Annotated in this window: 13 protein-coding genes; 7 read left to right on the top strand and 6 right to left on the bottom strand. The window is 68.2% G+C overall.

The window, feature by feature from the left end; genetic code table 11:
• The first annotated feature begins 103 nt into the window (after positions 1-103).
• The 4 genes from ACSVDM_RS16035 to ACSVDM_RS16020 all read left to right on the top strand — a co-directional run bounded on the left by ACSVDM_RS16035 (position 104) and on the right by ACSVDM_RS16020 (position 5,295).
• On the top strand, positions 104-964 hold the full coding sequence (locus ACSVDM_RS16035) for a hypothetical protein (protein ID WP_439265832.1): 861 nt from the start codon (positions 104-106) through the stop codon (positions 962-964).
• 258 nt (positions 965-1,222) lie between these two features.
• Entirely contained in the window at positions 1,223-2,572 is a 1,350-nt protein-coding gene (locus ACSVDM_RS16030; protein WP_439265829.1) for a WS/DGAT/MGAT family O-acyltransferase, read from the top strand.
• Between the two features lie 44 nt (positions 2,573-2,616).
• Entirely contained in the window at positions 2,617-3,735 is a 1,119-nt protein-coding gene (locus ACSVDM_RS16025; RefSeq protein WP_067497251.1) for an NAD(P)H-dependent flavin oxidoreductase, read from the top strand.
• Between the two features lie 114 nt (positions 3,736-3,849).
• A complete protein-coding gene (locus tag ACSVDM_RS16020; RefSeq protein WP_357150734.1) occupies positions 3,850-5,295 on the top strand; it encodes a threonine/serine ThrE exporter family protein in 1,446 nt (481 codons plus the stop codon).
• Here ACSVDM_RS16020 and ACSVDM_RS16015 read toward each other — a convergent pair.
• Entirely contained in the window at positions 5,287-6,054 is a 768-nt protein-coding gene (locus ACSVDM_RS16015) for a GntR family transcriptional regulator (RefSeq protein WP_439265826.1), read from the bottom strand. The two genes, ACSVDM_RS16020 and ACSVDM_RS16015, sit on opposite strands and share 9 nt — an antisense overlap.
• A gap of 274 nt (positions 6,055-6,328) precedes the next feature.
• Here ACSVDM_RS16015 and ACSVDM_RS16010 point away from each other — a divergent pair, with 274 nt between their 5' ends.
• The gene (locus ACSVDM_RS16010) at positions 6,329-6,823 is read left to right on the top strand and encodes a hypothetical protein (protein WP_439265824.1); all 495 of its coding nucleotides are present in this window, start codon (positions 6,329-6,331) and stop codon (positions 6,821-6,823) included.
• On the opposite strand, the gene ACSVDM_RS16005 is transcribed toward ACSVDM_RS16010, so the two are convergent.
• A complete protein-coding gene (locus ACSVDM_RS16005; RefSeq protein ID WP_439265823.1) occupies positions 6,820-9,192 on the bottom strand; it encodes a flippase-like domain-containing protein in 2,373 nt (790 codons plus the stop codon). The two genes, ACSVDM_RS16010 and ACSVDM_RS16005, sit on opposite strands and share 4 nt — an antisense overlap.
• A 157-nt stretch (positions 9,193-9,349) precedes the next feature.
• On the opposite strand from ACSVDM_RS16005, the gene ACSVDM_RS16000 reads away from it, so the two are divergent.
• Positions 9,350-10,279 (top strand): NAD-dependent epimerase/dehydratase family protein, encoded by a 930-nt coding sequence (locus ACSVDM_RS16000; RefSeq protein ID WP_439265821.1) that lies wholly within the window; start codon positions 9,350-9,352, stop codon positions 10,277-10,279.
• A 13-nt stretch (positions 10,280-10,292) separates the two neighbouring features.
• Here the strand turns inward: ACSVDM_RS16000 and ACSVDM_RS15995 are convergent, their stop codons facing one another.
• The 4 genes from ACSVDM_RS15995 to ACSVDM_RS15980 form a co-directional block, all read right to left on the bottom strand.
• On the bottom strand, positions 10,293-11,237 hold the full coding sequence (locus tag ACSVDM_RS15995; RefSeq protein ID WP_439265820.1) for an MBL fold metallo-hydrolase: 945 nt from the start codon (positions 11,235-11,237) through the stop codon (positions 10,293-10,295).
• Positions 11,238-11,315: 78 nt separating this feature from the next.
• On the bottom strand, positions 11,316-11,708 hold the full coding sequence (locus tag ACSVDM_RS15990; RefSeq protein ID WP_067497264.1) for an RNA-binding S4 domain-containing protein: 393 nt from the start codon (positions 11,706-11,708) through the stop codon (positions 11,316-11,318).
• Between the two features lie 3 nt (positions 11,709-11,711).
• The gene (locus ACSVDM_RS15985) at positions 11,712-12,275 is read right to left on the bottom strand and encodes a C40 family peptidase (protein WP_067497265.1); all 564 of its coding nucleotides are present in this window, start codon (positions 12,273-12,275) and stop codon (positions 11,712-11,714) included.
• A gap of 315 nt (positions 12,276-12,590) precedes the next feature.
• Positions 12,591-12,902: a hypothetical protein gene (locus tag ACSVDM_RS15980; protein WP_245655507.1), complete on the bottom strand. Its 312-nt coding sequence runs from the start codon at positions 12,900-12,902 to the stop codon at positions 12,591-12,593.
• Between the two features lie 95 nt (positions 12,903-12,997).
• On the opposite strand from ACSVDM_RS15980, the gene ACSVDM_RS15975 reads away from it, so the two are divergent.
• Positions 12,998-14,179 carry an AAA family ATPase gene (locus ACSVDM_RS15975; RefSeq protein WP_067497266.1) on the top strand — a complete coding sequence of 394 codons (1,182 nt, stop codon included), beginning with the start codon at positions 12,998-13,000 and terminating at the stop codon, positions 14,177-14,179.
• Positions 14,180-14,315: the final 136 nt, after the last annotated feature.

Genomic DNA, 14,315 nt, shown 5'->3' with positions numbered 1-14,315 from the left:
GCACCGGGTTTTTCGTGTCCGCGCCCGCCCGGAACGCACCGACATCGCGGTCCGACGCGCCGATCATGGTGACTGTGACGGGCCTCGGTGCAATGATCGGCGGGTGACTCAGTGGCTCCCACTCCTCGGCTCGCTCCCCGTCGCCGGCGCAGTTCTGGTCGGCGTGATCGCCAACAACCGAACCCACCGCGATGCACTCGCGGCGGCCGACGAGCGTGGCAGGCAGGCGCTCGACGCCGCGCAACGCCATGTCGAGCTGTCGAACATGGTCGGCGACCAACGTGATCACGAGGCGTGGCGGCGCGAGGCCGTGCTCGCCGCGGTCGCTTCGATCCTGGAGACCTCGGCGTCGGTGCGGGCCGATCTGGCCAGCTGTGGCGATTGGGAACTACTCACCGTCGACGAGATCGACAATGTGGGCGCGCAGATCCACAAGGTGATCTGGGATCGCCCGAGCGGCATGCTCACCCGGTTGCGGGTGGTGGCCCATCGCCGCATCCCGAACAAGTGTGAAGATCTGCTGCGCACGCTCACCGCCGCCCAGCACATCACCATGCAGCGCCTGAAGCTCCACATCGATGTGGAGGCGACGGTGGAGGAGCTCGAGGAGATGGCGTCGCTGTGGCAGAAGGCGATGCGTCATGCGGCCGAGCAGGAGCGGGCGCTGGTGGAGACCACCCGGATCGAACTCGGGATCGAGATCGCCTCGAAAACCGTAGGCGCGGAACCGGCTCCGGTACCGGTCCGGCCGGTTGTCGAAAACCCGCCGCCGACAGAACATTCCGACGAGCCCGAGTCGGAGCAACCGCAGTCCGTGCCACAGCAATCCGCTGATATCCAGGACGAGCCCGAACAGGTCACCGTGACTCAGCCGATCGCGGAATCAGAGCACCCGACCGAAGCAGTGGACAATAGTCCGCGCGACGCGGCCGACCCACGCGAAGCGGAAACGGTCAGGGCCTGATCCGCCCTCGCATGCGAGACCGACGGACGCACTGATCCGCGGCTCGGTGGAACCACGCCTGCTCGTCCGGACCGTTGTTCCCGGTACGAGGTGAAGCGGTGGTGCGCTGTGGAGTTCGGCAGGGTCGCGACGTTCGGCTGACGTCACCCGCACCACCGGGTAGCGTGGATACATACGGCACGCAGGGGTGCCGTACCCGACAGCGTGGTCGATCATCTGAAATCTTTGCCATCACCTGTCGTCAGGGGGCGATCTCGCATGGATCTCATAGCGCCGTTGGATGCGCTGTTCTTGCTCGCGGAATCTCGGGAACACCCGATGCACGTCGGGTCACTGCAACTGTTCGAACCGCCCGAGGATGCCGGGCCCGACTATCTTCGCGAACTCCGCGAAACCTTACTGGCCGACAACACCGTTCGGCCAACCTTCAGTAGGCGGCCCGCCACCTGGCTCGGTGCTCCGCAACTGGCGTGGACCCACGACGACGAGGTCGACCTGGACTACCACCTGCAGCACAGCGCACTGCCCGCGCCCGGCGGGATGGACCAGCTGCTCGACCACGTCTCGACCCTGCACAGCGCGCTGCTCGACCGGCACCGCCCGATGTGGGAGATGCATTTCATCGAGGGTCTGGCCGACGGCCGCTTCGCCTTGTACGCGAAGATGCACCACGCGCTGATCGACGGCGTCTCCGCCCAGCGGATCATGCAGCGCACCCTCACCACCGATCCGTTCGCCACCGAGATGACGGTTCCGTGGAACCTGCCGCGCAAGGAGCGCACGCCGCGGACCGCGCAGCCGAAGACGGGACTGCTCGGCGCGCTGTCGTCGGCGAGTTCATCGGCGGCCGCGCTGCTGAAAGCCACCAGGACCGGGCTGCTGGAGCAGCAGCTCACCCTCCCGTTCGAGGCGCCGCGCACCATGCTCAACGTGCCGATCGGTGGCGCCCGCAAGTGCGCGGTGCGCAGCTGGTCGATGGACCGGCTCAAGCAGGTGAAGAAGGCGACCGGCACCACCCTCAACGATGTGGTGCTCACGATGTCGGCGGGCGCGCTGCGCGCATACCTGCTGGAGCACAATGCCTTACCGGACAAGCCGCTGATCGCGATGGTTCCGGTGTCGTTGCGCGACGAGGACGACCTCGACACACAGGGCGTGAAAGTGGCTGCGCTGCTGTGCAATCTCGGTACCGATATCGAGGACCCGGCGGAACGCCTTCGGGTGGTGAGTGATTCGATGCGGCGCAACAAGCAGGTGTATCACGGGCTCGGTCCGCTGCAGACGCTCGCCGTGTCGGGTGCGGTGGTGAGCCCGATGGCGGCGATGCTGCTCCCGGGGTTCGCGTCGATGACGGCGCCGCCGTTCAACATCGTCATCTCCAATGTGCCCGGTCCGCGCGAATCGATGTACTGGAACGGCGCGCGCCTGGACGCGGTCTTCCCGCTCTCCATCCCACTGGACAGCCAGGCCGTGAACATCACCCTCACCTCCAATGCCGACAACCTCGATTTCGGCCTGGTCGGTTGCCGCCGCACCCTGCCCGACCTGCATCGATTGCTCGACCACCTGGAGGATTCGCTGTCGGCGCTGGAGGACGCGGCACTCTAGAAATTGGGCATTCTCCACCAAACTAGAACGTGTTACAGTTCGGTATGCGTACCGAATTCTGCGAACAGCTCGGCATCGAATTCCCGATCTTCGCCTTCACCCACTGCCGCGACGTCGTGGCGGCGGTGAGCAATGCGGGCGGACTCGGGGTGCTCGGCGCGGTCGGCTTCACCGCCGAACAGCTCGAGGTGGAGCTGGCTTGGCTCGATGAACACGTCAACGGCATCTACGGCGTCGACCTGGTGATCCCCTCGAAGTACGAGGGCAAGGGTGTCGACGGCCTGACCCCCGAACAGCTGGAGAAGCAACTGGCGCAGATGGTTCCGCAGGGCCATCGCGACTTCGCCCAGCAGATCCTCTCCGACCACAACGTGCCGCCGCTGCCCGACGGCGAACACCACAACGAGCTGCTCGGCTGGACCGCGACCACCGCGGGCCCGCAGGTCGACGTCATCCTGAACCATCCCAAGGCCAAGCTCGTCGCCAACGCACTCGGCACCCCGCCCGACGACGTCATCAAGCGCATCCAGGACTCCGGCCGGGTGATCGGCGCGCTGTGCGGTTCGGTGAAGCACGCGATGAACCACAAGGCCGCGGGCCTGGACTTCGTGGTGTGCCAGGGCACCGAGGGCGGCGGGCACTGCGGCGAGGTGTCCTCGCTGGTGCTGTGGCCGCAGGTGATCGAGGCGATCGGCGACACGCCGGTGCTGGCCGCCGGTGGTATCGGCAACGGCGCGCAGGTCGCGGCGGCGCTGGCGATGGGCGCGGCGGGCGCGTGGACAGGCTCGCTGTGGCTCACCGTCGAGGAGGCCAATGTGCCGCCCGCGCAGATGGAGACCTACCTCGAGGCCGACAGCCACTCCACCATCCGCTCGCGGTCGTGGACGGGCAAGCCGTGCCGCATGCTGCGCAACGACTGGACCGACGCCTGGGAGTCGACCGACACTCCCGACCCGCTGCCGATGCCGCTGCAGATGATGGTGGCCCTCGACGGCGTCAAGCGCGGACACCGCTACCCCGAGGCCGCCAAGGACGTGAACTTCAATCCGGTTGGCCAGGTGGTCGGCATGATGAACAAGGTGGAGCGCAGCGCCGACGTGATCGAGCGACTGGTGAACGAATACGTCACCGCGTGCGATCGGCTCAGCACCCTGAACTCCTGACCGTCCGGATGCCGGTAGGTTGCCGGCGCCACACCGTCGCGACGGCACTGCTCGCCTAGACTCGCGGTATCTCACCCAGGTGCACAGTGCCCAACGGTTGCGGACGGCGGTGACATGGCTTCCGAACACAGGATCAGCACGTGGGCGGCGGCGCGCAAGCGGGTCGCCGAGGCCGTGGCGACCACCCGCGCGCAGTACCCCGGCCGGCCGGCACCGGTGGACGACCCACCGGTACCGGCCGATCTGCTGAACCTGCTGTGCCGCCTCGGCGTGGCGCTGGTCGGTTCGGGCGAGACCTCCCAGGGCGTGCAGCAGATCCTGGACCGGCTGTCCAAGCGATACGCCACCGACAACATCCATTTCATGGTGCTGCCCACGGCGGTGTTCGTGCGCGTTCGCACGCACGAGGGATCCGCGGTCGACATGCTCGACGCGCGGGTCGGCACCCTGCCGCTCGACCAGATCGCCGGGCTCTACAAGCTCATCGACAAGATCGAGCAGGACGCGCCGCCGCCGGCCGAGGCATCGGCCGACCTCGACAAGATCCTGTCGGCGAAACCGGGCAGTCCGCCGTTGGTGATCCTGCTCGGTCATGTGGTGCTGACGGTCGGGATCGGCATGATGCTCAATCCCGGGGCGCGGGCACTGGTCGGGTACGTGGTGCTCGGGCTGATCGTCGGGTTGCTCACCCAGCTGGCCGACCGGTTCCGGCTGCTGAAGTCGTCGCTGCCGGTGGTCGCGGCGGCCGTGGTCGCGATGCTGTCGTTCGGGTTCCCCGGGGCGCTGGCCGGTGGTCAGCCGCAGCAGTTGCTGATTCCCGCCGTGGCGACGCTGCTGCCCGGGGCGATGCTCACCAACGGCACGATCGAACTGTCGACGGGGTCGATGGTTGCGGGGGCCAGCCGGCTGGTCTACGGCATCAACATGCTGTTCCTGCTGGCTTTCGGGCTGTTCGTGGGCATCAGTCTGCTCGGGCAGTTGCAGACGGTTCCGGTGAGTTCGGCCCAATTGGGTTGGTGGGCACCGCTGCTCGGGGTGCTGCTGATCGGGTACGGGCATTCGTGGCGGTCGAGCGCGCCGCAGAATTCGGTGGGCTGGCTGCTGCTCGTCCTCTACATCACCTATCTCGCGCAGTTCGCCGGTAAGGCGCTGTCGGGACCGCTGACCGGCACGTTTCTCGGTGGGCTCGTCGCCGTGCCCGCGGCCTACCTGATCCGGAACCGCAAGAACGCACCGCCGACGCAGGTGGCGTTCCTGCCCGCGTTCTGGATGCTCGTGCCCGGCGGCATCAGCCTCACCGGCATCTCGGAGCTGGTGATGCGCACCCACGGTGGAGCCGCGAGCGGCGGGCTGGAAGTGATTGCCTCGGCATTGCTGTCGGTGATGTCGATCGCGCTGGGCGTGATGGTCGGTTCGGGCCTGCGGGCGTCCTACCCGCCGCACGTCGGACCGATCCTCGATTCGATCGTGCCCAGAGCGCACCTGCCGTGGCATCACACGGCCGACGCGCGGCACGCCGCCGAGGCCCGCCGCCACGGCGACCCAGACAGCTCAGGCTGATTCGGCCTCGGCCGCGGGGCCGGTGATACCGAGCAGATCGTCGAACCGGGCGATCACCTTCTCGTGGTACAGCGCGAAAAGGTCGACGAACAGGGCCGATTGCGCCTCGGTGGGCTCGGAGCCCGACTCCCACACCGCGAGCAGCGCCCGCCAGACGAGCACGTGCAGGTCGGCGGCGACGGCGAAGTAGGCGGTGACCGCCTCGGGCACCTCGGCGACCATGTCACCGATCGTATTGAGCACCGCGCGTTGCATGCTCATCCCGAGCGCACCGAGCACCCGCCGGATCAGGGCGATCTCGGTGGCGATGATGCGCGGATAGTCGGGCACGGCGTGGCGGGCGAGCGCCTCGAGCTCGTCGACGGTTGCGGCGAGTTCGCGGTGGTCGAGCGTTTTCGCCGCGCCGGTGTAGGTGAGCAGCGCCTCGAGGACGATGCCGCGTTCCACCTCGACGATGTCGGCGAACATCTCCGCCGCGATCTCGGGCGCCGACAGGGAGAAGCGGAACAGGTGCCGGTAGGCGTCCATCCCGCCTTCGGAGCGCACATCGCGAATGGTGAAGCCCTTGCCACGGCGCGCCTCGACGAAGCCGTAGGACTCGAGCCTGCCGAGGGTGAGCTGGGCGGTGGCCCGGTTCATCCCGAATTCGTCCGCGACCTGGCGCACCGAGGGCATCAGCTCGCCCGGCCGGTACTCGCCGGTGGCGACACGGCGGGCCAGCTCGTCGGCGACGTCGGCGACCACCGTCCGGGATCCCATCGAAGAAACACCTCTCGGTCATGATCCGGCTACGTCCCAGACAGCTTAGGCGCTGGACACGACGCTTGGCACGGTCGGCAATCCTCGCGGTGATTCCCCACCTCGGCCGATCAGCAAACCGATCCGACCGACCGGCATGTTCAGCGACCGGCAGGCAACCGGCGATTCGGGCAGCGAGAATTCCCGATTCTGCTGCGCGCGGATCAGACAGCGTTGCGCCGCATCGTGATTGAATGCGCACGTATCGGCGGGACCCCAGACTCTGGAGGATGCGTTGAAGCAGGTTCATTTCGTCGTATGTGCGGTCGCCGCGCTCACCGTGATCGCCGGAGCCTCCGGCTGTGGTGAGGACTCCGGCAACCAGTCCGCACATCCGAGCAGCACCGTCGCACCGACCACATCGGCCCAGGTGGTCGCCCCGACGAGTGAGATCGTCGAGTCGACCCGCGCGGCGGCATCGAGCACCACCAGGGCGACTTCCACCGCGTCGAGGACCACGAGCGCGGCCCCCGACGAGCCCGTCGAGGACGTGGACTGCGGGCCGGTCACCGACGCCGTCGGCGGCACCCGCACGGTGATCGCCGTCGGCTCGCCGGAGGGCCGACCCGGCTGCACCGAGGCGATCAATGTCGCCGCCACCTACGTGACGACGATCCAGCCGTCCGACGAACTCGACGTCGACGGCTGGGACTGCCACGCCCAGCCCGACCCGGCCGTCCCGTCGATCTGCGAGAAGGACGGGCTCACCATCGCGCTGCGGGCGAACTAGATCATGTTCTTCTCGCCCATCCAGCGCATGATCGGCCAGCCGAGCGCCACCGGGATCCAGCAGGTGAGCACGCGATAGAGCAGCACGGCGGGCACCGCGATCTCGGCGGGCACCCCGAAGGCGGCCAGACCACCGATCAGGGCCGCTTCCACCGCACCGACACCGCCGGGGGTCGGCGCGGCCGAGGCGAGGGTTCCGCCGATCATGGTGACGATCGTGACGGCGACGAAATCGGTTCCGCCGCCGAAGGCCTCGACGCTCACCCACAGCACGAACGCCTTGCCGAGCGTGATCACCGCGGACCCACCGACGATCACGGAGAACCGCACCGGATTGCGGGCGAGCGCGACGACCTCGCCCACCACCTCCCGGATCTGCGGCCACACCGAATGGTTCACCCAGCGGCGCAGTTTCGGCACGAACATGAACGCGCCGATCAACCCGACGCCCACCCCGGCTGCCAGGTACAGCACGGTGGCGTCGGGCACGATGTGGGCGAGATTGGTCGAGGTGCCCGCGACCACGCTGAACACCACGAGCAGCACCAGGTGGGTGAGCACCTGCATGGACTGCTGCAAGGCGACGGCTCCGGTGGCGCGCGCGGTCGACATGCCCGCCTGCACGAGGAACCGCACGCTCAGGGCGAGTCCGCCGACACCGGCCGGGGTGGTGGTGGCGACGAAGGTGTTGGCGAACTGTTCGAGGAACAGGTCGCGGACCCGGACCAGCCCGTCGGCACAGGCACCGAGCGCGGCCGCCGCACCGACATAGGTGAATGCGGTGATGACCAGGCCGAGCAGCGCCCACCACCAATTCAGGGTGCGCAGTTGGCTGAAGAATGTCGGCACCTGGCTGAAGAACGGGTAGGCCACGTAGACGAGCGCGACGAGCAGCACCAGCTGGATCACCTGGTTGCGGGTGAACCGGGTGAGCTGTTCGGAGCCGATGCGGTCGTGACCGGTCTGCTCCCGCACCTCTTCCCGCGCGGTGGCCATCACCTTGGCCCACTGCGGCACCGTCTTGCGGATGCCCGCCGGCATGGCCGATTTGGTGAGCCTGCCCGCGGCGGTGACGACGGCGCTCTCGCCGAGTACGCCGACGGCCGCCGACACGGCCTCGTGCTTGCCGAACAGCGCGGTGGTCGACACGAGCAGTTGCGCGATGTCGGTTTGGCGCTGGGAGTCCGACGCACCGAATTCGGCGGCGGCGAAACCGTTGAACAGAGTGTCGCCCTGGCACATTCGCACATGATCGGGGCGCAGGTCGCCGTGGCTGATCTGGTTGTCGTGCAGGCGGACCAGCGAGCGCCACACCCCGGGCAGCACCTGCGCGGAGAGCTTGCGCAAGGGTGTGCCGCGAGGGACGGTGTGCGCGTACAGCATCCAGCCACGGTTCAGGCTCGCCACCGCGACCTGATGCGCCGAGGCCATACCGAGATCACCGATGGCGATACCGAGCAGCGCGCGATGTTCCACCGCCCGGTGCAGCGAGCCGTGCAGTGGCGCGGTCTCGCTGGAGCGGAAGGTGAGCCAGCGCCACAGCTGGCGGATGGCACCGAAACTGCGCTGGTTCTTGCCGTACAGCTCGACGATGAGTTCGGATTCGGGCCCGTCGACGGCCGTGGCCAGCAGCAGCGGCCCGCGGCCGGCGGGGCGGACCACCCGGAACGAGTTCACCGTGTACCCGCGTTCGGCCAGCACGCGCACGGCAGCGTCGAGGGGCACCTCGAGTGCGGGTGTGCCGACCAGCCAGACGATCACGGCGCCCACCAGCCAGCCGACGACCAGGCCGAGCATCGCCCGCGCGGGCACCACCGAGCTCACCACCAGGTGGATCGGCGCGAACATCAGCAGCAGAAACCACATCCAGCGCCTCGGCCGCACCGGCAACCACGGGCTCGACACGGTGAGCATGGCGGCGAGCATGGCGATCCAGCGCGGATCGTCGAGGAACTGGGAAAGGAACGTGTCGAACCGGTCGGGCACCGGCAGATGCCATTTGGGCGTGGAGATGCCCGCCCCGGTGATCGACAGGGCCAGCACCGCGAGCAGTCCCGCCGCGCCGTAGCCGAAGAGCAGTTTCCACTGTCGGCGCACCACGAGTTCGATGAAGATGGCGAACGGCAACGCCAGGATGAGCATCCCGTAGATCAGGTAGACCAGCGTCGACTGCTCGGGACTGAGGAAGTCGACGATCTTGGCGACGGACCGTTCCAGCGCCAGCCATTCGGGCCGCGTGATGAGCGAACCCGCCACCACGACGCCGACGCCCAACGACGCCGCGACCACCCGGACGATGTCACTCGTCCGCCTGATCCTCGGCTGCAGGAGACTCCCCGTGACCGGGATCTCCCGCCCGTCGACTCGCATGAGCCGCACGATACACACCGACACGCCGTGGAACCGCCGTGACATCACCCAATCTCGTAGTCGCCTTTGACCAGCGTGAACCGGGTCACAGACCGTCACATCACGACGCCGCGTCCCGTCCGAGAAGCAAAGAAGTACCTCACCGGAAGGAACGATCATGCAGGTTCTGCTCGCCGGGGCGACCGGTGCCATCGGGCGCCCTCTGATCCGCGCACTCACCGCCCACGGGCACGCCGTCACCGCCATCGTGCGCAACCCGGCCAACCACGGGCTGGTTCGCGAACTCGGTGCCGAACCCGTCACCGCCGACGTCCTCGACCGCGAAGGACTGCTGCGCGCCCTGGACGGCGTGCGCGCCGACGCGGTGATCCATCAGGCCACCGCGCTGCGCGATGCCAAGCCCCAGCGCCGCATCCCCGCCGACGATCCGACCGGCCTGTTGCGCACGGTCGGCTCAGCCCATCTGCTCGAGGCGGCAGACCTGGTCGGCGCCCGGCGCTTTCTCACCCAGTCGTTGATCCTCGGCTACGGCTACCGCGACCACGGCACGGTTCCGCTCACCGAGCGCGACACGTTCGGCGTGTACGACGGCGGTGTGGCCGACGAAGTCGTGCGGGCGTGCGTGTCGGCGGAGGAGCAGGCGTTAGCGGCGCCCGGCCTCGAGGCGATCGCGTTGCGCTACGGGCTGTTCTACGGTCCGGGCGCGTTCAGCGATCTCTTCGGCGACATGATGCGCAAGCGTCAGCCGGTGGGGCCCCTCGGCGAGGGCGGGGTGAACAGCTGGCTGCATGTGGAAGACGCCGCCGCCGCGACGGTGGCGGCGCTGGAACGCGGGGTCGCCGGTCGCGCCTACAACCTCGCCGACGACACCCCGATCACCTGGGGTGAGTTCTTCCGTCTGGTGCGGCACAGCAAGCAGGCGCCGCGGCCGATCCGGTTGCCGCTGTGGCTGGTTCGGCTCGGTGTGCCCTATATCGCCGCGCTGATGGGTGATACGTCGATGCGGATCTCCAGCGAACTCGCGCACGCGGAATTGGGTTGGCAGCCCAGGTATTCCAGCGTCGCCGACGGACTCGCGGCCGGTTGACCTGCTCGCCGGGTCAGGATGCGGTGACGCGGGCGTTGACGGCGGCGCGGTCGTGGGCGGGGATCACTTCGATCTCCGGTGGCAGGGCGTGCAGGCGGTGGATGGTCTCGAACGCGGCGGTGCGGTCGTGGTCGACGAAATCGCCGGGGATCGGCGCCTTTTCGCGGATCAGTTCGATCTGCCGCCTGCTCCACACCGCGTCGCCTGCCAGCAGCACGCGGCTGCCGTCGTCCACCGCCAGAAGTACGCCGATGCTGCCGGGCGTGTGGCCCACCAGGTCGACGATGAGGACCGAGCCGTCGCCGAACAGGTCGTGGCTGCGACGGAAGGTGAGTACCGGTGGGCCGTCGAGGTCGTACAGGTCGAACACCCGTCCGCGCAGCGGCCCACGCGCCACGGCGAACGGAGCACCGGAATCGCCCATGGCCCAGCGGTATTCGGCTCCTGGCACGCGGATCGGCACCCAGCCGGGCAACTCGTAGAGCCCGGAGACGTGATCCCAGTGCAGGTGGGTGGGCAGCACGAAGTCGATGTCGGCGCCGGTGAGTTCGTGGTCGGCGAGTGCCTCGCTCAGCCCGCGCACGGGGTCGTCGAGGGCGACCACGCGCGCGATGGGGAAGGGGAGCTCGGGCAGCACTCGCTGGTGCACGCCCGCACAGAGGGCGGGGTCGACCAGGAAGGTGGCCTCGGGGTGGCGGATCAGGAAGGCCGACATGGTGAGCGGCGTGCAGCGCAACGTCCGCGTGCCCTCGACGACCGCCGCGGTCGGTGCCGACAACTCGGCCTGGGTGAGCGCGGCGAGCGAGACGGTGTGGCGCGCCGGTGGCAGTGGTGCCTGCTCGAGGGCGGCGAGGAAGCGGGTGTCGGCGCCGCGCGGCCACAGCAGCCGTGGGCCCGAGGAGATCGCGGCGACACCACAGGTGAGAAGCGTCGTCAACATAGCTCTGTGCTCACCCATGAGTGCCACCGTAGGCGATGGCGGCGACGACCGACCACCGCAATGATTCCGCATCCACATCCAGCGAATACCGGGCTATCAGTCGGTGCGTCCCATCAGCCGGTCCGTCTCGCGGCGTTCGCGTTTCGTCGGCCTGCCCGCACCACGATCGCGGCGCGGCAAGGTCGCAAGGACTTCCTTCGGTGGCGGCGGTGGACTGCGGTCGATCAGACACTGGGCGGCCACGGGCGGGCCGACGCGCTTGTGGATGATCTGCTCGACCACGACGATGCGTTCCGTCCCGGCGTGGCGGATCCTGATCTCGTCACCGCGACGCACCGGCTGGGCGGGTTTCACCGTCACCCCGTTGACGCGCACGTGCCCGGCGCGGCAGGCATCGGCCGCCGCCGACCGGGTCTTGAACAGACGAACCGACCAGGTCCACGCATCGACGCGGGCCTGGTCGGGTGATCGTTGTTCCGCTGGGGACACCCCTTAGACGATACGGCGTGCCGTTACGACGTCGTCGGCGGAGAGCTGGGTGTAGGACACCGGGGTGCCCGACTGCACGGCGTTCAGCAGCTGACCGTTGCCGGCGTAGATGCCGACGTGGCCGCCACCGTTGGTGATGACGATGTCACCGGCCTGCAGGTTGTCGAAGGACACGGGCGCACCCACGTGGGACTGCTCGAAGCTGGTGCGGGGCAGCTCGACACCGGCCTGGCGGTAGGCCCACTGCACGAGACCGGAGCAGTCGAAGCTCGACGGGCCCGCGGCGCCCCAGTTGTAGGAGGCACCGAGCTTGCTGCGCGCGGCGTCGAGGGCGATGTTGCCCGCCGACTGCTGCTGCTGCTCGAAGGGGTTGTCGAACTGCACGCTCGGCAGCTGCGGCGCGGCCTGGCCCTGCGGGGCGACCATGGACTGCAGCTGCTTTTCCACCTGCTGGGCGGGCTGCTCGAGTTCGGGCGGCAGATCGAAATTGCCGAGGCCCGGAATGTTGATCGTGGCGGCCTGCGAAATCGCTGGCATCGCACCGGTTGTGGCGGCCACCGCACCCATGACGAGTGCACCCTTGACGGAATTCGGCAGACGAGAATCCCGCTGCAAGCTGTGTTTACCCACCGAGACGAGTCTCCGATCTTGCTGCTCACCCGCCGCGCTGTCGTGTTCGCTTGGGAAACACGATTATTCGGCGGTGACCCGTGGCGCCGCTTCTCTGACGAAGCGACAGACTCCACTAAGTCACGAGAAGATTACGGCCTGTGATCCACGGTGTCCAGCGGTGCCCGCAAGTTGTTTTCCCGTTGCCGCCAAAGCCCTGTTCAGCGCGCTGCCACGGCGTGTCGAGAGGGATAACGGTCCGGTCTACCGATGTCACTGTCCGTCGCGGTCGCGCAGCGCCTGTTCGAGTTCGGCGATGCGGCTGCGGGCATCGGCGAGGTCGGCCTCCAGCCGGCCCAGCGCCGCGACGACCGGACCGATGGCGATGTGGGCGACGGCCTCCACGGGGTTCATGTCGCCGGTTCCCGCCGCGAGGGCGGCCAGCACGCCGCGCTTGATGGTGTCGGCCCGGTGCGCGCCGGGCGGCACCCGCCAGCCGGCGACGACCTGGGCGGGCGTCAGGTAGATCGGTGACGTGGCGTCCTCGTCTCGCGATGGTTGCTCCGAGCTTGGCTCCTCGAACATCGGGCTCCGTTCTTTCTCGGGTTCGCTAGCAGTATCTAGGACACGGCACAGAGTTACCGAGATTCTGCCGTGCACACGCGCTACGGTTGCCAGGCATGGACCCCGTGCGCAATCCCTATGCTCCCGGCGCCGGTCAGCGTCCGCCCGAATTGGCCGGGCGCGACAAGCAACTCGCCGCCTTCGACATCGTCCTGGAACGGGTGGCGCGCGGGCGGCCGGAGCGCAGCGTGATGCTCACCGGGTTGCGCGGAGTGGGAAAGACCGTGCTGCTCAATCAGCTTCGGTCGGCCGCGGTGTCGCGCGGCTGGGGTACCGGCAAGATCGAGGCCCGACCCGATCAGGATCTGCGCAGACCGCTGTCCTCGGCGCTGCACATGGCGGTGCGCGCGGTCGCGATGGCGCATCGCAATCCGGAACAGGTCGACGACTTCCTCGGCATCCTCAAGGCTTTCGCGTTGCGCGCCACCGCCGACAAGGGCATGCGCGAACGCTGGCAGCCGGGTATCGATGTGCCCGCGGTGACCGGCCGGGCCGATTCCGGCGATATCGAGATCGACCTGATCGAGTTGTTCAAGGAGGCCGCGGCGCTGGCCGCCGCGATCGGGGTGGGCATCGGCATATTCATCGACGAGATGCAAGATCTCGGGCCCGCCGATGTGTCGGCGATCTGCGGCGCCTGCCACGAATTGAGTCAGGATGCCGCGCCGCTGATCGTGGTCGGCGCGGGTCTGCCGCACCTGCCCGCGGTGCTGTCGGCATCGAAGAGCTATTCCGAGCGTCTGTTCAGCTATCACCGCATCGACCGGCTCGATCGGGAGTCGGCGGATCAGGCGCTGATCGCGCCCGCCGAGCGTGAGGAGGTGAAGTTCACCTCCGAGGCGCTCGATTCGCTGTACCAAAGGGCCGACGGTTACCCGTATTTCGTGCAGGCGTACGGGAAGGCGGCCTGGGATCAGGCGCCGGAGAGCCCGATCACGGCCGAGGACGTGGCCGTGGCCTCCCCCGCGGCCGAGGAGGAACTCGCCGTCGGCTTCTTCGGTTCGCGCTACGAACGCGCGACCCCCGCCGAGCGCGAGTACATGCGGGCGATGGCCGACCTGGCCGGCGACGACGGCCCGGTCGCCACAGCCGCGGTCGCCGCCGAACTGGGCCGTAAGCCCGCATCGGTCTCACCTGCCCGCGACGGGCTCATCAAGAAGGGCCTGATCTACTCCGCCGAGCGCGGGACGATCGGCTTCACGGTCCCGCATTTCGGGCGCTATCTGCGCAGCGTATAGAAATATTCAGCTCTATAGCTTCTTCGCTAGACATCAATATAGAGGGCTGACGAACACGCTCTCGATACTCCTCTTCGGGCATCTAGATGAGACCCTAGATTCCGTTAGAGATTCCTGCGATCACGGGAACCGCCGC

Source organism: Nocardia sp. JW2 (genome assembly GCF_051843015.1).
Lineage (GTDB): Bacteria > Actinomycetota > Actinomycetes > Mycobacteriales > Mycobacteriaceae > Nocardia > Nocardia coubleae.
This window is presented reverse-complemented; position numbering and strand designations above follow the sequence as displayed.

Coding starts and splice junctions, on each gene's coding strand:
- ACSVDM_RS15995 (WP_439265820.1), bottom strand. CDS start 11,237: ATGGGTGAGCACAGAGCTATGTTGACGACGCTTCTCACCTGTGGTGTC.
- ACSVDM_RS15985 (WP_067497265.1), bottom strand. CDS start 12,275: ATGGGTGCGGTGGCCGCCACAACCGGTGCGATGCCAGCGATTTCGCAG.
- ACSVDM_RS15980 (WP_245655507.1), bottom strand. CDS start 12,902: ATGTTCGAGGAGCCAAGCTCGGAGCAACCATCGCGAGACGAGGACGCC.
- ACSVDM_RS16020 (WP_357150734.1), top strand. CDS start 3,850: ATGGCTTCCGAACACAGGATCAGCACGTGGGCGGCGGCGCGCAAGCGG.
- ACSVDM_RS16030 (WP_439265829.1), top strand. CDS start 1,223: ATGGATCTCATAGCGCCGTTGGATGCGCTGTTCTTGCTCGCGGAATCT.
- ACSVDM_RS16015 (WP_439265826.1), bottom strand. CDS start 6,054: ATGGGATCCCGGACGGTGGTCGCCGACGTCGCCGACGAGCTGGCCCGC.
- ACSVDM_RS16025 (WP_067497251.1), top strand. CDS start 2,617: ATGCGTACCGAATTCTGCGAACAGCTCGGCATCGAATTCCCGATCTTC.
- ACSVDM_RS16000 (WP_439265821.1), top strand. CDS start 9,350: ATGCAGGTTCTGCTCGCCGGGGCGACCGGTGCCATCGGGCGCCCTCTG.
- ACSVDM_RS15975 (WP_067497266.1), top strand. CDS start 12,998: ATGGACCCCGTGCGCAATCCCTATGCTCCCGGCGCCGGTCAGCGTCCG.
- ACSVDM_RS16005 (WP_439265823.1), bottom strand. CDS start 9,192: ATGCGAGTCGACGGGCGGGAGATCCCGGTCACGGGGAGTCTCCTGCAG.